The sequence below is a fragment of the Reyranella sp. genome (assembly GCF_965279465.1).
GTDB lineage: Bacteria > Pseudomonadota > Alphaproteobacteria > Reyranellales > Reyranellaceae > Reyranella.
Genome location: NZ_OZ257242.1, coordinates 3,448,957 through 3,467,914 on the forward strand (window position 1 = coordinate 3,448,957; position 18,958 = coordinate 3,467,914).

The 18,958-nt window shown below is 67.2% G+C and carries 21 protein-coding genes; 18 read left to right on the forward strand and 3 right to left on the reverse strand.

The features are described from left to right. Positions 1 to 9: 9 nt before the first annotated feature. From ACQY8M_RS16875 to ACQY8M_RS16895, 5 genes are all read left to right on the forward strand, one after another. Positions 10 to 1,239, forward strand: coding sequence for a serine hydrolase domain-containing protein (locus ACQY8M_RS16875; protein WP_428674236.1), 1,230 nt, complete (start codon positions 10 to 12; stop codon positions 1,237 to 1,239). 25 nt (positions 1,240 to 1,264) lie between these two features. Next, the gene (locus ACQY8M_RS16880) at positions 1,265 to 2,251 is read left to right on the forward strand and encodes an LLM class flavin-dependent oxidoreductase (protein ID WP_428674238.1); all 987 of its coding nucleotides are present in this window, start codon (positions 1,265 to 1,267) and stop codon (positions 2,249 to 2,251) included. 40 nt (positions 2,252 to 2,291) lie between these two features. Then, positions 2,292 to 2,765 (forward strand): VOC family protein, encoded by a 474-nt coding sequence (locus tag ACQY8M_RS16885; protein ID WP_428674240.1) that lies wholly within the window; start codon positions 2,292 to 2,294, stop codon positions 2,763 to 2,765. 96 nt (positions 2,766 to 2,861) lie between these two features. Further along, positions 2,862 to 3,491: a nitroreductase family protein gene (locus ACQY8M_RS16890; protein ID WP_428674242.1), complete on the forward strand. Its 630-nt coding sequence runs from the start codon at positions 2,862 to 2,864 to the stop codon at positions 3,489 to 3,491. Further along, positions 3,491 to 5,092 (forward strand): GMC family oxidoreductase, encoded by a 1,602-nt coding sequence (locus tag ACQY8M_RS16895; protein ID WP_428674244.1) that lies wholly within the window; start codon positions 3,491 to 3,493, stop codon positions 5,090 to 5,092. The genes ACQY8M_RS16890 and ACQY8M_RS16895 overlap by 1 nt, the downstream gene beginning before the upstream one ends. Before the next feature lie 107 nt (positions 5,093 to 5,199). Here ACQY8M_RS16895 and ACQY8M_RS16900 read toward each other — a convergent pair whose 3' ends face one another. Together ACQY8M_RS16900 and ACQY8M_RS16905 are read right to left on the reverse strand one after the other, a co-directional pair. Then, entirely contained in the window at positions 5,200 to 6,198 is a 999-nt protein-coding gene (locus ACQY8M_RS16900) for an asparaginase (protein ID WP_428674246.1), read from the reverse strand. A 49-nt stretch (positions 6,199 to 6,247) separates the two neighbouring features. Beyond that, positions 6,248 to 7,027 (reverse strand): SDR family oxidoreductase, encoded by a 780-nt coding sequence (locus tag ACQY8M_RS16905; protein ID WP_428674248.1) that lies wholly within the window; start codon positions 7,025 to 7,027, stop codon positions 6,248 to 6,250. A 68-nt stretch (positions 7,028 to 7,095) separates the two neighbouring features. Between ACQY8M_RS16905 and ACQY8M_RS16910 the strand changes: the two genes are divergently transcribed. The 13 genes from ACQY8M_RS16910 (at position 7,096) to ACQY8M_RS16970 (ending at position 17,671) form a co-directional block, all read left to right on the forward strand. After that, a complete protein-coding gene (locus tag ACQY8M_RS16910; RefSeq protein WP_428674250.1) occupies positions 7,096 to 7,422 on the forward strand; it encodes a hypothetical protein in 327 nt (108 codons plus the stop codon). Then, the gene (locus ACQY8M_RS16915) at positions 7,422 to 7,643 is read left to right on the forward strand and encodes a recombinase-like helix-turn-helix domain-containing protein (RefSeq protein WP_428674252.1); all 222 of its coding nucleotides are present in this window, start codon (positions 7,422 to 7,424) and stop codon (positions 7,641 to 7,643) included. Before ACQY8M_RS16910 ends, ACQY8M_RS16915 begins: the two co-directional genes overlap by 1 nt. A 16-nt stretch (positions 7,644 to 7,659) precedes the next feature. After that, on the forward strand, positions 7,660 to 8,694 hold the full coding sequence (locus ACQY8M_RS16920) for a Rieske 2Fe-2S domain-containing protein (RefSeq protein ID WP_428674254.1): 1,035 nt from the start codon (positions 7,660 to 7,662) through the stop codon (positions 8,692 to 8,694). Between the two features lie 166 nt (positions 8,695 to 8,860). Then, positions 8,861 to 9,739 (forward strand): VOC family protein, encoded by an 879-nt coding sequence (locus ACQY8M_RS16925; RefSeq protein WP_428674256.1) that lies wholly within the window; start codon positions 8,861 to 8,863, stop codon positions 9,737 to 9,739. Beyond that, positions 9,736 to 10,494 (forward strand): ABC transporter ATP-binding protein, encoded by a 759-nt coding sequence (locus ACQY8M_RS16930; RefSeq protein ID WP_428674258.1) that lies wholly within the window; start codon positions 9,736 to 9,738, stop codon positions 10,492 to 10,494. Before ACQY8M_RS16925 ends, ACQY8M_RS16930 begins: the two co-directional genes overlap by 4 nt. 87 nt (positions 10,495 to 10,581) lie before the next feature. Further along, positions 10,582 to 11,553 (forward strand): ABC transporter substrate-binding protein, encoded by a 972-nt coding sequence (locus ACQY8M_RS16935; RefSeq protein WP_428674260.1) that lies wholly within the window; start codon positions 10,582 to 10,584, stop codon positions 11,551 to 11,553. Further along, the gene (locus ACQY8M_RS16940) at positions 11,550 to 12,344 is read left to right on the forward strand and encodes an ABC transporter permease (RefSeq protein ID WP_428674262.1); all 795 of its coding nucleotides are present in this window, start codon (positions 11,550 to 11,552) and stop codon (positions 12,342 to 12,344) included. The genes ACQY8M_RS16935 and ACQY8M_RS16940 overlap by 4 nt, the downstream gene beginning before the upstream one ends. Next, positions 12,341 to 13,099: an SDR family oxidoreductase gene (locus tag ACQY8M_RS16945; RefSeq protein WP_428674264.1), complete on the forward strand. Its 759-nt coding sequence runs from the start codon at positions 12,341 to 12,343 to the stop codon at positions 13,097 to 13,099. Before ACQY8M_RS16940 ends, ACQY8M_RS16945 begins: the two co-directional genes overlap by 4 nt. Before the next feature lie 7 nt (positions 13,100 to 13,106). Further along, positions 13,107 to 13,898: an IclR family transcriptional regulator gene (locus tag ACQY8M_RS16950; RefSeq protein ID WP_428674266.1), complete on the forward strand. Its 792-nt coding sequence runs from the start codon at positions 13,107 to 13,109 to the stop codon at positions 13,896 to 13,898. Between the two features lie 26 nt (positions 13,899 to 13,924). Continuing rightward, a complete protein-coding gene (locus ACQY8M_RS16955) occupies positions 13,925 to 14,878 on the forward strand; it encodes a cupin domain-containing protein (protein WP_428674268.1) in 954 nt (317 codons plus the stop codon). Further along, positions 14,875 to 15,669, forward strand: coding sequence for an alpha/beta fold hydrolase (locus tag ACQY8M_RS16960; RefSeq protein ID WP_428674270.1), 795 nt, complete (start codon positions 14,875 to 14,877; stop codon positions 15,667 to 15,669). Before ACQY8M_RS16955 ends, ACQY8M_RS16960 begins: the two co-directional genes overlap by 4 nt. Positions 15,670 to 15,735: 66 nt before the next feature. Then, a complete protein-coding gene (locus ACQY8M_RS16965; protein ID WP_428674272.1) occupies positions 15,736 to 16,704 on the forward strand; it encodes a Bug family tripartite tricarboxylate transporter substrate binding protein in 969 nt (322 codons plus the stop codon). Between the two features lie 28 nt (positions 16,705 to 16,732). Continuing rightward, complete coding sequence (locus ACQY8M_RS16970) at positions 16,733 to 17,671, forward strand: nucleoside hydrolase (protein ID WP_428674274.1); 939 nt, start codon at positions 16,733 to 16,735, stop codon at positions 17,669 to 17,671. Positions 17,672 to 17,683: 12 nt separating this feature from the next. On the opposite strand, the gene ACQY8M_RS16975 is transcribed toward ACQY8M_RS16970, so the two are convergent. After that, a complete protein-coding gene (locus tag ACQY8M_RS16975; protein ID WP_428674276.1) occupies positions 17,684 to 18,865 on the reverse strand; it encodes an acyl-CoA dehydrogenase family protein in 1,182 nt (393 codons plus the stop codon). Between the last annotated feature and the right edge of the window lie 93 nt (positions 18,866 to 18,958).

Consider the following 18,958-nt stretch of genomic DNA (forward strand, 5'->3'; position numbering starts at 1 on the left):
AAAAAGGGAATGGCTGCTCTTCTCGTCGCCGGGCTCGTAGGCCTCGCGAGCGTCGCATGGGCGGACGATCCGCTGCCGCGCGCAAAGCCGGAGGAAGTCGGCCTGTCGTCCGAGCGCCTCGCGCGCATCGCGACCTTCGCCAAGGCGGAGATCGATGCCGGCCAAATTCCGGGCGCCGTGGTCGCCGTCGCCCGACGCGGCAAGCTGGTCTACTTCGAGGCGTTCGGCCTGAGCGACAAGAAGGCCGGCACGCCGATGACGACCGACACGATCTTCAGCCTCGCCTCGATGACCAAGCCGATGACGACGGTCGCCGCGCTGCAGCTCTACGAGCAGGGCCGGCTGCTGATCGACGATCCGCTGGCCAAGTATTTCCCGAAGTTCGCCGAAATGAAGGCCGCCGTCTGGGACGACCTGTCGAAGGGCGTCCGCGACACGGCACCGGCGGCCCGGCAGATCACGATCCAGGACCTGATGCGCCACACCTCGGGCCTGAGCTACGGCGGCAGCGGTACGTCGATGCTGCACAAGCAGTACGCACCATCGAGCAACGGCGCCGCGCGCACGCTCACCAGCCAGGAGCTGATGGACAAGATGACCGCGCTGCCGTTGGCTCACCAGCCGGGCACGGTATGGGAATACAGCTTCGGCCTCGACGTGCTGGGTTTCGTGGTCGAGAAGATCACGCAGAAGTCGCTGGGCGAGACGCTGCAGGAGATGGTGTGGAAGCCGCTCGGCATGGCCGACACGGGGTTCGTCGTGCCGGCGGACAAGGCCGGCCGCTACGCCCGCGGCATCCAGGACATTCCGTCGCCGCTGGTGCCGACCAAGTTCGAATGCGGCGGCGGCTGTGCGGTGGGCACAACGGGCGACTATCTGCGCTTCGCCTCCATGCTGCTGAATCGCGGCAAGCTCGGCGACACGCGCCTGCTCGGCCGCAAGACGGTCGAGTACATGACGGCGAACCAGCTAGCACCCGGCACGCGCAGCCAGTTGCGCACCCTCTATGCCGACTGGGGCTTTGGCCTCAGCGTCGCGGTGCGCACGACTGAGGGCATCGCGCGCGACAGCGGTTCGGTCGGCACGTTTTCGTGGCCGGGAGGATACGGCACATACTGGTGGGCCGATCCGAAGGAGGAGCTCGTGGCGGTCTGGATGGCGCCGACCCCGGTCGGCCCGACCAATCTGCGCTATCGCCACACGATCAATGCCTTGGTCAACCAGGCGATCGTCGATTGAAGGCACGGCAAAGGGAGCACGTACGATGAAGCTCGGTCTCTACATGGCGACGCAATGGCGGCAGGGCGCCGATCTCGCGCCCGAGCTTGCCAATCTGATCGAGCAGGTGCGGCTGGCGAAGGCAAGCCGGCTCACCTCGCTGATGGTCGGCCAGCACTTCGTGTCGACGCCGCTGCAGATGTTCCAGGCCATGCCGCTCTTGGCGCGCCTCGCCGCCGAGGCGGAGGGCATGCGGCTCGGGCCGGGCCTGCTCTTGTTGCCGCTGCTCAATCCGGTGATCGTGGCGGAGGAGTGCGCGACCTTCGACTGGATGACCGGCGGCAAGGCGATCATCGGTCTCGGTCTCGGCTACCGCAAGGAGGAGTTCGATTCTATCGGCGTGCCGTTCAAGGAACGAGTGCCGCGTTTCGTCGAGGGCGTCGAGCTGATCCGCAAGCTGTGGCGCGACGATACGGTCGAGCATCGCGGCCGCTTTCACACCGTGAGCGGCGTGCCGGCGAGCCTCAAGCCGCAGCAGGCCGGCGGTCCGCCGATCTGGATGGCGGGCGATGTCGAGGTCGCGGTGAAGCGTGCGGCCAGGATCGGCGACGCCTGGTTCGCCTCGCCGATGGTGAGCGAGGAGAACGTCGGCAAGCTCAATGCCCTGTTCCGCGAGACACGTGCGGCGGCCGGCCTCCCGGCGGCGCGGGAGTACCCGCTGATTCGCGAATGCCACATCGGCACGATGGACGAGGTGCGCGAGCCGCTGTCCTTCAAGTACGAGGCCTACGCCAGCTGGGGCGGCGAGTCGGGCTTCGTGCCGGCCGAGGGCATCCGCGCCAACTTCGACGCGTTCGCGGCCAAGCGCTTCCTGATCGGCAGCGAGAGCGAGGTCGTCGACCAGCTCGGGCGTTACGGCGAGCGCACCGGCACCGACCACATCCTGCTGCGCGTGCAATGGCCGGGCCTCGGCCAGAAGATGGTCCTGCGCACGCTGGAACGACTCGGCCGCGTTGTGGAACAATTGAAGTGACGTATCGTTCGCCGTTTGACCCGAACGGAAAGGACACGTGATGGCAAAGAATACGATCTGCGTCTGGTACGACAAGGACGCCGAGGCCGCGGCCCGCTTCTATGCCGCGACCTTTCCCGACAGCGCCGTGAGCGCCGTCCATCGGGCGCCCAGCGACTACCCGTCCGGCAAGAAGGGCGACGTGCTGACGGTCGAGTTCACCGTAGCCGGCGTTCACTGCATCGGCCTCAACGGCGGTCCCGTGTTCAAGCAGAGCGAAGCCTTCTCGTTCCAGATCGCCACCGACGACCAGGAGGAGACCGACCGCTACTGGAACGCCATCGTCGGCAACGGCGGCCAGGAGAGTGCGTGCGGCTGGTGCAAGGACAAGTGGGGCGTCTCCTGGCAGATCACGCCGCGGGTGCTGACCGAGGCGATTGCGGCCGGCGGCGACGAAGCAAAGCGCGCGTTCGAGGCGATGATGGACATGAAGAAGATCGACGTCGCCAAGATCGAGGCGGCGCGACGCGGCTGACACGCGCTTTCGACATTCGGGTTTCCGCTGCTATTCGCCCTCGTCCACGCCGTGAGCGCTGTACTATGTTCGCTCAACGCGCAAACGGAGGGAACGATGCCCGATCTGTTCGAGACCATGGAGAATTGCCGCGCGATGCGGCGGCTGAAGCCCGATCCCGTGCCGGACGAGTTGATCGGCAAGATCCTGCAGGCGGGGACCTGCGCGCCGTCCGGCGGCAATGCGCAGAAGTGGCGCTTCCTCGTGATCAAGGATCGCAAGATCAAGGAAGGCGCGGCAGCCTGGTACAAGAAGGCCTACGACGAAATCATCGGCCCGCGTTACAGCACGGTCGCGCCGCCACCCGGCGTCAGCAAGGAGAAGTTCAAGCGCCAGCACGACGCGGTGGAATATCTCACCGACCACTTCGCCGATGCGCCGGTCTGGATCGTTGCCTGCCTCGAGGACGGGGCAAACCATAATGCCGGCGCCGGTGCCTCGATCTATCCGGCGGTGCAGAACATGGTGCTGGCCTGCCGCGCGCTCGGCCTCGGCACCGTGCTGACGAACCGGCACATGTTCTACCAGAAGGAAGTCGACCAGGCGCTCGGCCTGCCCGAGGGCGTGCATTCCTTCGCGATCCTCCCGATCGGCTATCCGATGGGCAAGTTCGGGCCCGTGAAGCGTGCCCCGCTCAACGAGGTCGTCTTCCAGGATCGCTGGGGCGTGCCGTACAGCGCCTCCTGATGAGCGCGTACGATTTCATCGTGGTCGGCGCCGGCTCGGCCGGTGCCGCTGTCGCCTACCGCCTGTCGGCCGATCCGGCCAACAAGGTGCTGCTGCTCGAAGCCGGCGTGGCGGACAATCCGTGGACGCGCCTGCCGGTCGGCTCGGCGCGACTGATCAACAATCCGGCGGCGAACTGGCTGTACAGTTCCGAGCCCGAGCCCAGCACCAACGGCCGCCGCATCCCGGTACCGCGCGGCAAGCTGCTCGGCGGGTCGAGCGCGATCAACGGCATGGCCTTCGTGCGCGGCCAGGCGCAGGACTTCGACACTTGGGCGCAGATGGGCAATCCCGGCTGGAGCTACGCCGACGTGCTGCCCTTCTTCAAGCGGATGGAGAGCTACGAGGGCGGCGGCGACGACAGATTCCGCGGCCGCGACGGGCCGGTCCGGGTCACCGATCCGCCGCCGCGCGAACCGATCTTCCAGGCGCTGATCAAGGCCGCCGCCGAGGTCGGCATCGCGCACAATCCCGACTACAACGGCGCCACGCAGGACGGTATCGTCATGAGCCAGGCGACGATCGTCGCCGGCAAGCGCATGAGCACGGCGCGCTGCTATCTCGACCCGATCCGCAAACGGCCGAACCTCCGTATCGTGACCGAAGCGCTGACGGAGCGGCTGATCCTCGACGGCGCGCGCTGCACCGGTGTGCGCTATTCGGTGAACGGCACGGCGCACGAGGCGACCGCGGCCCGCGAGGTCGTGGTCTGTGCCGGGTCGGTCAACAGCCCGCAACTGCTCGAGCTGTCGGGCATCGGCCAACCCGAGCGGTTGAAGGCGCTCGGCCTGCCGGTGAACCGTGCGCTGCCCGGCGTCGGCGAGAACCTGCGCGATCACTACGCGCCGCGCACGCGCTGGCTGGTCGGCGCCAAGGGCTATACCTACAACGACACCGCGCGCGGCCTGGGGCTGGTCAAGCAGGCGCTGCACTATGCGGTCGCGCGCCGCGGTCTGCTCGCCAGTGTGGGCGCGCCGATGCGCGCCTTCGTCCGCTCGCGCCCGGGACTCGAGGCGCCCGACCTGCTGCTCGGCTGGGTGACGATGTTCACCGAACCCGGTCCGAAGGGCCCGAACATCGCGCGCCAGTCGGGCCTCTCCTGCTACGCCCATCCGATGCGGCCCGAGAGCAAGGGCACGATCCACATCACGTCTCCCGATCCGCGCAGGCCGCCGGCGATCACCTTCAACTTCCTGTCGGCGCCGGTCGATGCCGAGCTGACGGTCAAGGCAATCCGCATCGCCCGCTCGATCATGACCGCCCCGGCGATGAAGGCGCTGCAGCTGACGGAGCAGGCGCCCGGTCCCGACCGGCAGACCCCCGAAGCCATCATCGACTGGGTCAAGGCGGCCGGCGAGACGACCTATCACCCGGTCGGCACCTGCAAGATGGGCACCGACCCAATGGCGGTGGTCGACGCCCGCCTGCGCGTGCACGGCATCAAGGGCTTGCGGGTCGCCGACGCCTCGATCATGCCGACGCTCACCTCCGGCAACACCAACGCACCGTCGATCATGATTGGCGAGAAGGCCGCGGACATGGTCCTGGAAGATCAGCGGTAGCTGTCGTCTTCTTCGCTGGGAGCGCGGCTCTCCAGAGCCGCTCATAGGATGTAGCGATCCGAAGGATGAGCGGCTCTGGAGAGCCGCGCTCCCAGCCATAAGGTCTCTCAATAAGTCGCGAACATTCGTGCGATTTCGGCCGGGTCCGAGGTCTTGGTGAGCGCGAGGGCGAGCAGCAGACGGGCCTTCTGCGGGTTGAGATTGTCGCCGGCGAGGATGCCGGCGTCGGTCAGGCGCTGGCTGCGGAAGATGCGGCCCGAGCCGGCGCGTGACGATTGCACGACGGTGACGCCCTGCTTGACGGCCTCGGTGAGCGCGTCGAGATCGGCGGGCGGCGCCATGCCGGGGGCGAAGCCGGCCGACACGATTCCCTTGGCGCCGGCCGCCACGAAGGCGCGCACGGCAGTGCCGTCGGCACCGGGATAAGCATAGGCGATGTCGACCCGCGGCAGCGCCGTGAGGCCGCTCACGTCGAACTCGGTGTCGGGCATGTGCTTGCGCTCGGGCCGTCGGTAGTAGGCGATGCGGTCGGCGTCGGCGTGGCCCAGCGCGCCAAAGTCGGGCGTGCGGAAGGTCTGCATGCGCCAGTTCGAGGTCTTGGTCACCTCGCGCGCGGCCTGGATCTCGTCGTTCAGCATCAGCAGCACGCCGCGGCCGCGGCTCTCCGGCGCGGCCGCCACGCGCACGCCGTTCAGCAGGTTGATCGCCGCATCGGTCGACAGGCCCGAGGCCGGACGCTGCGAGCCGATCATCACGACCGGGAAAGGAACCTTGAGCACCAGGTTCAGGAAGTAGGCCGTCTCCTCGAGCGTTGCCGTGCCGTGGCCGATCACGATGCCGGCGAGGTCGGGATGCTCGGCCGCGAGCTTGCTGCACAGCATCGCGAGCTCGTGCCACTCGGCGAAATAGATCTCGGTGCTCGGCACGTTGCGGAAGTCGACCGGAATGACGTCGGCGATCTCCCGGACCGTCGGGAAGCGGTCGACGATCTGCCCGGCATGCATGCGGTTGTTGTGGATGACGTAATCCTGCAGCTCGAGCGGATGGACGCCGAGCGAGGAAATTGTGCCGCCGGTGCCGATGAAGGCGACCTTGGGTTTGTTCACGACTGGCTCTCCCTGATGGTGCGGCGATCAGTGAGCAAGAAGTGCGCCGCTACAGCAACTGGGGATGCGCGGCGCCGTCGATCAGGATGCTCTGGCCGGAGATGTAGCCGGCGTGTGCGCTGCAGAGATAGGCGCAGAGCTTGCCGACTTCGCTCGGCTCGCCGAAGCGCTTGGCGGGCAGCTCGGCCTTTCGCGCAGCGAGCGCTTCGTCGGGGCTGATGCCCTTTTGCTTCGCCTGGAAGGTGAAGTTGCTGATCAGCCGGTCGGTGGCGAACGGGCCGGGCAGGATGTTGTTGATCGTGACGTTGCGCGCGATGCGCTCGCGCACCAGCGTGCTGACCAGGCCATGCAGGCCGGCGCGCGCGGCGGCGCTCAGGCCCTGCACGTCGATCGGATGGCGCACCACGCTCGAGGTGATGTTGACCACGCGGCCGAAGCCGCGCTCGGCCATGCCGTCGAGGACGGCGGCAAGCAGCGCTGCAGGCGCCCGCAAGTTGCCGTCGAGTGCCCTGGCCCAGTCCCGCTCGGTGAAGCTCTTGAGCTTGCCGGGCGAGGGGCCGCCTGCGTTGTTCACCAGGATGTCGGGGGCAGGGCAGGCGGCCAGCACGGCGGCGCGGCCGTCCGCGGTACCGATGTCGCCCGCGACCGCGGTCGCGTTCACTCCATACAAAGTGCGCATCTCCTCAGCGGTTTGCTCCAACGGCCCAACGCTGCGCGCGTTCAGAACGAGATCGACACCCTCTGCCGCCAGCGCCTCGGCGCAGGCGCGGCCGAGTCCCTTGCTCGCGGCGCAGACGATGGCGCGCCGGCCCTTCAACCCCAGATCCATGCGATTGCTCCTTTACAGCACGGTAGCGAGTCACTAGCCTAGTTCAAATAGAAACCGACGTTTCATATATGGAACAAATCTCCGAGACGATGCTGCTGACGGTCTTCCTCCGGCACGACCAGTCGAACAATCTCGACGCGGTCCAGACCAAGCTGAAGGACGCCGGATGGTGGGACCGCTTTCCGCCCGACGGGGTGGAGATCGTGTCGTGGACCGTGGCGATGGGCTTCGGCCAGATCGTGACCTTGCGTCTGCCGGCCTCGAAGCTCGCCGAGGTCAATGTCGAGCTCGAGCGTTCGGCGTGGGGCGTATTCCGCACGGAGTGCTATCCGGCCTACGATTTCGTGCCGGCACGCGAGCGCATCAAGGAACGCGTCCGTGGAGGAGGCAAGTGATGGCCGAGGGCTGCTATCTCAACCCGCACCAGTCGCGCGATCGTGAGCCGGACGACTGGCAGAACCTCCTGGGCGACGCGATCGAGCGCGCCTTCGCGGCCGGCATCCACGATCTGCCAGGCCTCGTCGGCCGGCTGAACGAAGCGCAGGTACCGGCGCCGAACGGTCAGCCCTGGACCGCGGAGCTGTTCCAGAGAGAGATGAAGCGCCTCGGCGCGTGAGAGGGATCAGCCAGTCATGAGTGCAGTGACCAGCCAGGCCATCAACAAGCTTCTCGCCAAAGGCGTGCGCAACCTCTGGTATCCGATCTGCCCGTCGCATTTCCTCGGCGAGAAGCCGATCTCGCTGCGCCGGCTCGGCCTCAAGGTCGTGCTGTGGCGCGACGCAGACGGTAAGCCGGTGATGCTGGAGGATCATTGCCCGCATCGTGGCGCGCCCCTATCGCGCGGCATGCCGATGGGGGACCGCATCGCCTGCGGCTACCACGGCGTGCAGGTCGGGAAGGATGGGACCGTCATCTCCGTACCCGGCGCGCCGGGCAGCAAGCTCGAAGGCCGCAAGTGCGTGAAGTCGTTCCCGACGCAGGAGTGCGCCGGCGTGATCTTTGCCTATGCGGGTGACGCGCTGCATCCCGAGCCGATCGAGCTCCAGTTTCCCGAGCAGCTCACCTCGCCGGAGTTCAGCTCGTTCCTGTGCTACTGCGAATGGGGCGGCGATTACCGCTATGTCTACGACAACGTCATGGACCCGATGCACGGGACCTTCCTGCACAAGCAGTCTCATTCCATGTCGTTCGGCGACACGACCGCGACCTTCCAGATCCGCGAGACGCCGACCGGCTTCGTGTTCGAGAAGCAGGGCCAGCGTAACGTCAACTTCGACTGGACAGAGTTCCTCGACACCGGCGCGCACTGGCTGCGGCTGGAGATCCCCTATCCCGCAACGGGAGGGCCGGGCGGCAATTTCCACATCGTCGGCATCTACACGCCGATCGACGAGAAGCGCGCCGCGGTGTTCCACTGGCGCTGCCGCAAGGTCGAGGGCTGGCAGCGCGACACCTGGCGCTTTCTCTACAAGAACCGGCTGGAAGAGCGGCACTGGAAGGTCCTGGAGCAGGACCGCGTGATGCTCGAGGACTTCGAGCCCGACGCGTTTTTGCGGGAGAACCTCTACCAGCACGACATGGGCGTGGCACGCCTGCGTCGCGTGTTCCGGACCAAGGCCGAGGCGCAGCTCAGGGCGCTCGAAGCCGCCGGGCAGCCGATTCAATGAGTCCGACGATGGCGACGCACCCTCGTATCTTTCCTCCCCATGCGTATGGGGAGGTGTCAGCGTCTTACGCTGACGGAGGGGTCATGAGCGACAACACGACTGTGGCTCATGACCCCTCCGCCCTCGTCAGACGAGGGCACCTCGCGCTGCGCGCAGGGAGGAAATCATGATCGAAGGCATCGACCGGATCACCTACGGCGTCGAGGACCTCGCGGCCTGCCGCAGGTTCTTCCTCGACTGGGGGCTGAAGCTCGTGCGCGAGGATGAAAGCGGGCTCGACTTCGAGAGCCTGAACGGCTGCGAGCTGCTCGTGAGGAAGGCGGACGATCCGTCGCTGCCGCCGGCCGTCGAACCTGGGCCGACGTTGCGCGAGGTGATCTGGGGCGTGACGAGCGAGGCCGATCTCTCGGCGCTCGGTGACGTGCCGAAAGTCGATCCGAACGGCATCGGTCTCGGCTTCCGCGTGACGTGCAAGCGGCCGGTAGCGGTTGAGGGCACGCCGGCCAATGTGTGGGGCCATACAGCGCGCATCGACACGCCCAGCCCGGTCTATGACCATGCCGAGCCGGTCGAGGTCGGGCATGTCGTGTTCTTCACCGACTCGCTCGACGAGACCACGACGTTCTACGAGAATCTCGGCTTCGTCCTCTCCGACCGCTATCCAGGCCGCGGCCATTTCCTGCGCTGCTCGGCGCGCGGCGGCCACCACGATCTCTTCCTGCTGCAGCTGCCCGACGGCAAGCGCGGGCTCAACCACGTCGCCTTCGCGGTGCGCGACCTGCACGAGGTGATCGGCGGCGGGCTCGCCATGGCGCGGCACGGCTGGGAGACGCAGATCGGGCCGGGCCGGCATCCGATCTCATCGGCGATGTTCTGGTACTTCAAGTCGCCGGCCGGCGCGCTGGTCGAGTACTATGCCGACGAGGACGTGCTGACCGAGAACTGGACGCCACGCGATTTCACGCCGAGCCCCGAGATGTTCGCCGAATGGGCGGTGGTCGGTGGCATCGACGGCACCACCCGACGCCAGAAGCAAGGCGCATGAACCGGCTCGAGTTCCGCACCGTGACCAAGCGCTTCGGCTCGATGACCGCGGTCGAAAGCGTTTCACTGTCGATCGCCGACGGCGAGGTCGTGTCGCTGATCGGCCCGTCGGGATGCGGCAAGAGCACGTTGCTGAACATGGGCTCGGGCCTCGATCCGGCCTCGTCGGGCGAGGTGTTCGTCGATGGCGTGCTGGTGACCAAACCAAACAAGCAGGTCGCTTTCATGCTGCAGAAGGACCTGCTGCTGCCGTGGCGTACCATTGTCGAGAATGTCGAGCTGGGCCAGGAGATCCAGGGGCTGCCCCGGCGCGAACGGCGGCAGAAGGCGCTCGACCTGCTGGCCAAGTGCCGGCTGCCCGACTTCGCCCATCATTATCCCCACCAGCTCTCGGGCGGTATGCGCCAGCGCGCGGCACTCGCGCGGACGCTTGCCGTCGATCCCAGTGTGCTGCTGATGGACGAGCCGTTCTCCGCCCTGGATGCGCAGACCAAGATGGTGCTGCAGCAGGATCTCGGCCGCACCCTGGCCGAGACCGGCAAGACCGCGCTGTTCATCACTCACGATCTTGTGGAAGCGGTGGCGCTGTCGGACCGCATCCTGGTCATGAGCCAAAGGCCGGGGCGCATCATCGAGGAGATCACCGTCGAGATCGGCGACCGCGCCAATCCGATGAAACGGCGTCAGCATGCGATGGTCGCCAACTATGTAGTGAGACTGATGAACCTGCTGCAGATCGAGCAGGCGGCAGCATGAGCATCGTAGTCTTTACTTCGCTGGGAGCGCGGGTCTGGAGACCCGCGCTCCCAGCGGAAGAGTAACGGCATAAAGAGGGGGCTTGGCATGTTGAGACGGGTTCTTGTGGGGATGTGCGCGGCGGCCGTGATGGCGTTTGGCGGCGTGGCGCCTGCGTCGGCGGAGGCGATCACCTATCTCTTGCCCGCGCCGCTGTCGCTGCCGGCGTTCGGTCCGTTCGTGGTCGCCCAGCAGCGCGGCTACTTCAAGGCCGAGGGGCTCGAGGTCACCTTCCAGGTCGCCAAGGGCGGCGTCGACGTCGCCAAGCAGGTCGGCGCGGGCAATGCGGTGATCGGCGGCGGCATCGGCGACACCTCGATCATCGTGCGGCCCAACGGCGTGCCGGTGAAGTCGGTCGCCCTGCTGGGCGGCGGCGCGCTGATGCAGCTCGTCATGGACAAGGACAAGGGCCTGAAGACAGTCAAGGACCTCAAGGGCAAGACGATCACGGTGCTGGCCTACCAGGACACGACCTACTTCGCGCTGCTCGGCATGCTCGCGAGCCAAGGCATGACCAAGGACGACGTCAATGCCCAGGCGGCAGGCCCGGTCAATGTGTGGAAGCTGTTCCTCTCGGGCCAGGCCGACGCGCTCGCCTCGGTGCCTGACTGGACGGCGCAGATCATGCTGGCCAAGAAGAACATCGAGATCATCCCGTCCGACACGCTGTTCAAGAGCATGGCACAGGCGATCATCGCTTCCGACGAGACGATCCAGAAGCGGCCCGAGCTGATCCAGAAAGTCGTGCGCGCGACGCTCAAGGGCCTGAAGGACGTCATGGCCGACCCGGCCGGCAGCGCCGTCGACTTCATCAAGGCGACGCCCGAGCTCGCCGGCAAGGAGGAGTACGTCACGCTCTCCTTCCAGCTGTTCAACAAGTACGTCTATGCCGGGCAGAAGGTGCTGGGCGAGATGGACGAGCAGCGGCTGTCGGACCTGCAGGATTTCTATGCCAAGGAAGGCCTGATCCGGACCAAGACACCGGTGAAGGACCTCTACACGAACCAGTTCATCAAATGAGCCGGCTGCTCGCCGATCCGGCGACGCGCCAGATGGCAATCGGCAGCGCGTTGCTGCTGGTGGCCTTCCTGGCCGCGTGGCAATGGGTGCCGGGCCTGTTCGGCATTCCGCCGTTCATCATCCCGTCGGCGAGCACGGTGTGGGACCGCTTCCTCGAGATGATGGCGCGCGACAGGCTCCTGTTTCACACCGGCATCACGGCGATGCAGGTCGGCGTCGGCTTCCTGCTCGGGGTGCTGCTCGGCATCCTCTGCGGCTTTGCGCTCGGCATGTCGCCAGCGGCGGAGTTCGTGCTGTCGCCGTATATCCTGGCGCTGCAGATCGCGCCCAAGGTGGCGTTCGCGCCGCTGTTCATCATCTGGTTCGGCTACACGGTCTATCCGAAGATCCTGGTCTGCGTGCTGATCGTGTTCTTCCCGGTGATGATCAACGTGCTGGGCGCGGTGCGAGCGCTCGATCCCGATATCGTGCGGCTCGCAAAGTCCTTCACCGCCAACCGCCTGCAGGTCTTCCTGAAGATCGAGTTCCCGGCCGCCATGCCACCGCTGTTCGCCGGCCTGCGCATCGCCGCGACCCTGGCGGTGATCGGCGTGCTGGTGGGCGAGCTGGTCGGCGGCAACATCGGCCTCGGCTACCTGCTGGCCTTCGGCGAGGGCGCCGGCGACACCGCGGGGGTGTTCGTCACCATCATCATGCTCACCCTGATCGGCATCGCGCTCTACGGTATCGTCGTGGCGGTCGAGAAGCGCGTGCTGCATTACCTGCCGGCGCGGGCACGGCTCAACACATGAGCCTCGCGGGTCGCACGATCCTGATCACCGGCGCGGGTCGCGGTCTTGGCCGCGCCTTCGCCGAGGCATGCGCGGCCGCGCAGGCCGATCGGATCGTCGTGGCGGACGTGAACTCCGAAACCGGCAACGCGACGGTCGCCGCGCTCAATCAGGCCGGCACGAGAGCGGAATTCATTCCCGTGGATCTCGGCGATCCGCTGTCGATACAGGTCTTCGCCGAGCGGATGACAGCGCGCTGCGGTCACCTCGACGGGCTGGTCAACAATGGCGCGATCGCGACCGGCATCGGCGGCAAGACGTTCGAGGAGATCGACATCGAGACCTGGGACCGGGTGATGGCGGTCAATGTCCGCGGCACATGGCTGATGACCAAGGCGATGGCGCCGCTGCTGCGCAAATCGGCGCTGGGCGGCCGCATCGTCAATCTCGCTTCGGATACCGCCTTGTGGGGCGCGCCGCGGCTGCTGCATTACGTCGGCAGCAAAGGCGCCGTGATCTCGATGACCCGCTCGCTCGCCCGCGAGCTCGGGCCCGACAGGATCGCCGTCAACGCCATCGCGCCCGGCCTGGTGATGGTCGAGGCGACAGAGTACGTGCCGCAGGAACGCAAGGACCTGTACGTCTCCGGACGGGCCATGCAGCGCGAGCAGATGCCCGAGGACGTGACCGGCGTGGTCGTCTTCCTGCTCGGGCCCGGCGCCGGGTTCGTCACCGGGCAGCTCGTGCCGGTCAACGGCGGCTTCGTCTTCAACTGAGGCTGGGATGTCAGACGCTTCGCTCCCGTCCGAGAACAGGTACATCGTGCCGGCGCTGGCCCAGGGCCTCGGCATCCTGTCGCTGTTCGGCGGCGAGAACCGCTCCTTCACCGCTCCGGAGATCGCCAAACGACTTTCGTTGCCGCGCACCAAGGTGTTCCGCCTGTTGCAGACGCTGCAGTCGATGGATTACGTGCGCTGCGGCGAAGACAAGCGGCATTTCACCCTGGGGCCGGCGCTGCTGCGCGGCGGGTTCGAGTATCTCGCCTCGCTCGACATGGTCGAGGTGGCGCAACCGATCCTGCAGCGCCTGCGCGATGCGACGGGCCTCTCCTCGCACATGGCGATTCGCGACAAGTGCGAGATCGTCTATGTCTCGCGCTTTCCGGCGCGCAGCACGATCGCCAGCAGCGTGAACATCGGCACGCGCTTCCCGGTCCATGCCACGATCATGGGCCGCATGACGATCTTCGAGATGGACGACAAGGAGCTGGCGGCGCTGTTTCGTGACCAGCCGCTGCAGCGCTTCACGCCGCAGACGCCGACCACATTGAAGGCCCTGAAGGCGTTGCTCGCCGACGACCGCAAGCGCGGCTATGCCGTCAGCCAGGCGTTCTTCGAGGCCGGCGTCAGCGCCATCGCCGCACCGGTGCGCGACGGCGCCGGCCGGATCGTGGCGGCAATCAACGTGACCGCGGTCAACGCCCATATCGACGAGCAGGCCATGCATGGCGAACTCAAGGATGCCGTCCTGGAGGCTGCCGCCGAGATCTCGCGCTGGCTGGCCCGCCGGAATTGATGGATCGTTCAACAGGAGGAAGTGACATGCCGGACACCAGCCTTTTGACGTCGAGCACGCTCGCTGACGAGATGCGCGCCCACACGGGCCTGTTCACCGAGAAGACGTTCGACTGGGACGCCTTCCCCGCCAGCCGCGGCATCCCCGACCTGTCGCGCGCCCAGCTCCGCTATGTCGGCGCCGGCGGTTCGCCCAAGGTCGGCGACCCCTCGACCTTGAAGGCGCAGCACTTCACCTTCAGCCTGGTGAATCAGCCGGTCGGCAAGTTCGCCGCCAGCCACGCGCACGAGGTGGTCGAGCACTTCTTCATCCTGCAGGGCGTGCTGACGGTCGGCACGGTGTGGGGCGACGAGGTGGTCGAAGTGAAGCTCGGCCGCAAGGACCTGCTGCTGAACAAGAGCGGCCGGCCGCACGGCTTCCGAAACGACGGCGTCGAGCCGGTGCTGATGCAGATCACGGTCGGCAGCGGCACACCGGAAATGCCGGTCCATGTCTGCCATCCCAAGGACAAGGAGCTCGAGCTGTCGCGCCGCTTCGGTGCGCCCGGCCCGGAGAAGATCCATCTGTTCTCGCCCGAGAGCAGCGACCGCCGCCACAAGGAGCTGGCGCCGCACGTCGTGCGCTATCGCGACCGCAAGCCGGTCTGGGAGAAGGCAGGTTTCGCGCGCATGACTTACGTGGGCGAGGGCGGTGCGCCGGCCGCGAGCTACAGCATGGACCTCATTCGCCTGCCGCGCGGCGTGGCGATCAAGCCGTACACTCGCGAGGTTGAGGACGTGTACTTCGTGCTCGAGGGCGCGATCACCGTCGGCTGGGAGCAGGACGGCGAGATCGTCGAGCGCCGCCTCGGCGAGCGCGACCTGATGTTCAATCCGGCCGGCCGTGCGCATTACTTTCGCAACGACGGCGCGGGCGACGCCGAGTTCAGCATGGTCGTCGGCGCCGCCAGGCCGCAACCCGTCGTCTTCGAAGCGGCATGACCGTCAGCTTCCTGGAACAGGGCCGGGGCACGCCCTTGGTCCTGCTGCACGGTATCGGCTCGGCCGCGCGTTCGTTCGACAAGGTGATTGCGGCCTTCGCGCCTCGCTTCCGCGTCGTGGCGTGGGACGCGCCGGGCTACGGCCATTCGACCGACCTGCCGATGGAGCACCCGACCGCCGGCGACTATGCCGACGCGCTGGCGGCATTTCTCGGCGAGATGGGCATTCAACACTGTCATCTGCTGGGTCATTCGCTCGGCTGCCTGATGGCGGCACGCTTCGCGGCAACCCGACCCGAGCGCGTTCTGTCGCTGACGCTGTGCAGCATCGCCGCCGGTCAGGCCAACCTGCCGGCCGAGGAGCGGCAGAAGCTGCTCGACCAGCGCATCGGTGATCTCGCCGCGTTGGGGCCGCAGGGCATGGCCGAGAAGCGTGCGCCGCGCCTGCTCGGACCGGCCGCGTCGCCCGAGGCGCTCGACCGGCTGAAGGACACGATGGCCTCGGTGCGGCCGCACGGCTACGGACAGGCGGCGCGCATGCTGTCGACCGGTGACATCAAGGCCGATGTCCGCAAGCTGTCGGCCAGCCTGCCGGGCCAAGTGATCTACGGCGATGCCGACGTGATCACGCCGCCGGCGCGCAATCAGGACGTCGCCGCCGTATGGCCGGGCGCCGCCGTTCATGTCATCCCGGGCGCGGGTCACGCGCTCTATCTCGAGCAGCCCGATACCTTCAACGCGCTGCTCGCCGCGTTTTTCGCTGGGAGCGCGGGTCTCCAGACCCGCTCATGACTCTGAGCGGATCTGGAGATCCGCGCTCCCAGCCATGAGCATCTTCATGAGGAGTACCGAGCTACCATGAATCGCCGTTCGCTGCTGGGCCTACTGGCCTCGACGCCCCTGCTCGCCAGGCGGGCCAACGCGCAGGCCTATCCGAGCAAGCCGATTCATATTGTCGTATCTGTGACGGCTGGCGGCTCGATCGACACCATCGCGCGCTCCTATGGTGAGGCGCTGTCGCAGGCGCTCGGCCAGTCGGTCGTGGTCGAGAACAAGCCGGGCGCCAACGGCAACATCGCCGCCGCCGCGGTCGCGCGCGCTGCTCCCGACGGTTACACCTTGCTTGCTACCGGCGGCAGCACGCTCAACCTCAACCCGTTCCTGTACGCCTCGCTGCCGTTCGATCCGGTGAAGAGCTTCACGCCGGTCTGCCTGACCGCGCGCACCAACTTCATCCTGGTCGTCCATCCCAAGCTCGGCGTCGACACGGTGGAGGCCTTCATCGCGCTGGCCAAGGCCAAGCCAAAGACGCTGAACTACGGCTCGGCCGGCAGCGGAAGCCTGATCCAGATCGCCTCGGAGCTGTTCAACACCACGGTCGGCATCGAGACCAACCATGTGCCGTACAAGGGACTGGCCCCCGCGGTGAACGATCTCCTCTCCGGCCAGATCGATTACATGTTCGACTCGGCTACCACCATGTCGCACATCCAGTCCGGTCGGCTGAAGGCGCTGGCCGTGATCGGCCCCAACCGCCTGCCGGCGCTGCCCGAGATCAAGACGTTGGCCGAATACGGCATCCAGGGTGTCGATGCCGCCTCGGGCTGGCACGCGCTTTTCGCGCCCGCTGGCACACCGCCGGAGATCGTGAACAAGCTGAGTGCCGCGCTGCAGCCGATCCTCGCCTCCGAAGCGATCAAGGCGCGCATCGTCTCGCTCGGCGCCGAGCCCGCATCGTCGACTCCCGAGCAGCTCGGCAAGATGCTGGCCAACGACCTCGTCAGGCTGGAGCCGATCGTGAAGCGCACAGGCGCCAAGCTGGAGTAGTCCCCAGGCTGCGGTAGAGTGGGGCAGCATGAACCGCCTCATCCTCGATACCGACGGTGGCGTCGACGACGCCCAGGCCCTGCTGCTGCTGATTGCCAACGGCCGGCCGCCCGATGCCATCACCACCGTGTTCGGCAATGTCGATCTGGATACGGCGACGGACAACATCCTGTCGGTGCTCTCCGTCGCCGGTGCGGCGATCGACGTGCACAAGGGGGCGCACGAGCCGCTGGTGCAGGAGATCATCCACGCCCGTGAGATCCATGGCGAGGATGGGCTGGGCGGCGCACCGCGGCCTCATACCATCGCCGAGATCGCCGGCTCCGACGCGGCCGGCTTCCTGGTCACCGAGCTCAGCATCGCGGCGACCACGGGCCAACCGATCGACCTGCTGTTCATCGGCCCGCTCACCAATCTCGCGATGGCATTGCAGGCCGCTCCCGGCATCGTGGCCGGCATCGGCCGCCTCACCGTCATGGGCGCGACGGTTTACGGCCGGGGCAACGTCACGCCGGCGGCCGAGTTCAACATCTACGCAGATCCGGAGGCAGCGGCCGTCGTGCTTGGTGCCCAAATCGACACGGTCATCGTGCCTTGGGAGCCCTGCGTCTCGCATGTCCTGACCGGGGCGGAGGTCGACGGGCTGTTCGCCGCGATCCCGGAGAGCGACTATCGGACTTTCTCTCTGGCCCTGGTGTCTCATGCGCGCAAGACCGTTGCCGGTTACGGCAGGGGCGACGTCATGCAGTTCGTCGATCCCCTGGCTGCCGCCGTCGTGGTCGAGCCCGAAATCGTCACCAGGTCCCTGCGCGCCTCCGTCGACGTCGCGCTCGCCCCCGGCCTCACCCGAGGCATGACCGTCGTCGATCCCTCCTTCCGGCTCGGTACGCCGCCGGTCACGATCATCGAAGCGGCGAATCTCGACCGATTGAAGGCCCTGTACGCCCGCTCGATCGGCGGGCGCTGAGCATCGACATAGTCAGATGTGCTGGATCGGGTTGTCGACGCCGATGATGTGGCGGCCGACCATCTCGATGTGAGGCATCATCGCCTGCAAATGCTGGCTGGCGCTCATGGCGTCGCGGAAGCGGCGCTCGAAAGGCGCCGAGTTCATGATCGCCGTCGTTCCGGCGGCGCGGTAGCAGCCCACGGACACGTCGGTCGCCTCGTTCATGCCATGGGTCGTCGCCAGCCGAAGCTTGATGCGGTGGTCGACGGTCAGCTTGCCGGCCGCCGCCGCCTCGTAGGCTTCGAGCGCCGCCTCGTGGATGAAGGCGCGCGCCGCCGACAGGCGGGCCTCGAACTGGCCGACCTCGCGCTGGACGGCGTTGTTGATCGCCATGGCGTTGGGCGAGGCGCGGCTGTGCTTGCCACGGGCGAGCTCGACATAGGCATCGAACAGCCGGCGCGCGACGCCGAGGGTCACGCTGGAGAAGCCGGTCGCATAGAGCAGGGTCGAGCCGATGACATAGAGCGGGCCCTTCTCGCGCCGCTCCTGCAACGCGTCGCGCGCGGGAGCGCGCTCGTCCGGCACGAACAGGTCCTCGACCGTGTAGGAGTCGCTGCCGGTGCCGCGCAGGCCGAGCACCTGCCAGTCGTCGACGATCTTGGCCTCCGAGCGCCGGAACACGAAGCTGCGGTCGTCCGGCTTGCCATAGCGCATCAGCGGCGTGCCGTCGGGGTTTTGGGTCGCGCTGTGGGCGCCGAGCCATGTCGTGTGGCGACCGCCCGACGCGAAGCTCCAGGTACCGGTGAGGCGATAGCCACCGTCGACCTTGATCGCCGTGCTGCGGCTGTGCCGCGCGCCCCAGGCCAAGCCCATGTTCGGCGCGCCCCACATGGAGCGGGCCGTCTCGGCCGGCATGGCCGCGGCGGACGTCGAGGACGAGACGTTTGACTGGTTGATGAACCAGCCGACGCTGGCATCGGCATATCCGAGAGCCTCGATCGTCTTGGCGTACTCGACGAGGTGGATCTCCTGGCCGCCGAGGCTACGGGGCAGCAGCAGGCGCAGCATGTCGGCCCGGACCAGCGCTTCGACCACTTCCGGCGTCACCTCCCGGCGGCGGTCCATCTCCGGGCCATGGGCGTCGAGCAAGGGCTGCAGGGCGCGCGCCCGATCGGGAGCGGCGGCGGCGATCGGCGGTACGTGCGTGTCCATGGCGGCATACTGCCCGCTGGGCGCGCGGCACTCCAGTGGCGCGTGTTGTCACGCCCGCTGTTCGGAAGTGCAGGGCCTCCACCACTGGAGCGA

Excerpts from the sequence above, each read along its gene's own strand:
- ACQY8M_RS16875 (WP_428674236.1), top strand. The coding sequence starts at position 10 with ATGGCTGCTCTTCTCGTCGCCGGGCTCGTAGGCCTCGCGAGCGTCGCA.
- ACQY8M_RS16880 (WP_428674238.1), top strand. The coding sequence starts at position 1,265 with ATGAAGCTCGGTCTCTACATGGCGACGCAATGGCGGCAGGGCGCCGAT.
- ACQY8M_RS16885 (WP_428674240.1), top strand. The coding sequence starts at position 2,292 with ATGGCAAAGAATACGATCTGCGTCTGGTACGACAAGGACGCCGAGGCC.
- ACQY8M_RS16890 (WP_428674242.1), top strand. The coding sequence starts at position 2,862 with ATGCCCGATCTGTTCGAGACCATGGAGAATTGCCGCGCGATGCGGCGG.
- ACQY8M_RS16895 (WP_428674244.1), top strand. The coding sequence starts at position 3,491 with ATGAGCGCGTACGATTTCATCGTGGTCGGCGCCGGCTCGGCCGGTGCC.
- ACQY8M_RS16905 (WP_428674248.1), bottom strand. The coding sequence starts at position 7,027 with ATGGATCTGGGGTTGAAGGGCCGGCGCGCCATCGTCTGCGCCGCGAGC.
- ACQY8M_RS16910 (WP_428674250.1), top strand. The coding sequence starts at position 7,096 with ATGGAACAAATCTCCGAGACGATGCTGCTGACGGTCTTCCTCCGGCAC.
- ACQY8M_RS16915 (WP_428674252.1), top strand. The coding sequence starts at position 7,422 with ATGGCCGAGGGCTGCTATCTCAACCCGCACCAGTCGCGCGATCGTGAG.
- ACQY8M_RS16920 (WP_428674254.1), top strand. The coding sequence starts at position 7,660 with ATGAGTGCAGTGACCAGCCAGGCCATCAACAAGCTTCTCGCCAAAGGC.
- ACQY8M_RS16925 (WP_428674256.1), top strand. The coding sequence starts at position 8,861 with ATGATCGAAGGCATCGACCGGATCACCTACGGCGTCGAGGACCTCGCG.
- ACQY8M_RS16930 (WP_428674258.1), top strand. The coding sequence starts at position 9,736 with ATGAACCGGCTCGAGTTCCGCACCGTGACCAAGCGCTTCGGCTCGATG.
- ACQY8M_RS16935 (WP_428674260.1), top strand. The coding sequence starts at position 10,582 with ATGTTGAGACGGGTTCTTGTGGGGATGTGCGCGGCGGCCGTGATGGCG.
- ACQY8M_RS16940 (WP_428674262.1), top strand. The coding sequence starts at position 11,550 with ATGAGCCGGCTGCTCGCCGATCCGGCGACGCGCCAGATGGCAATCGGC.
- ACQY8M_RS16945 (WP_428674264.1), top strand. The coding sequence starts at position 12,341 with ATGAGCCTCGCGGGTCGCACGATCCTGATCACCGGCGCGGGTCGCGGT.
- ACQY8M_RS16950 (WP_428674266.1), top strand. The coding sequence starts at position 13,107 with ATGTCAGACGCTTCGCTCCCGTCCGAGAACAGGTACATCGTGCCGGCG.
- ACQY8M_RS16955 (WP_428674268.1), top strand. The coding sequence starts at position 13,925 with ATGCCGGACACCAGCCTTTTGACGTCGAGCACGCTCGCTGACGAGATG.
- ACQY8M_RS16960 (WP_428674270.1), top strand. The coding sequence starts at position 14,875 with ATGACCGTCAGCTTCCTGGAACAGGGCCGGGGCACGCCCTTGGTCCTG.
- ACQY8M_RS16965 (WP_428674272.1), top strand. The coding sequence starts at position 15,736 with ATGAATCGCCGTTCGCTGCTGGGCCTACTGGCCTCGACGCCCCTGCTC.
- ACQY8M_RS16970 (WP_428674274.1), top strand. The coding sequence starts at position 16,733 with ATGAACCGCCTCATCCTCGATACCGACGGTGGCGTCGACGACGCCCAG.
- ACQY8M_RS16975 (WP_428674276.1), bottom strand. The coding sequence starts at position 18,865 with ATGGACACGCACGTACCGCCGATCGCCGCCGCCGCTCCCGATCGGGCG.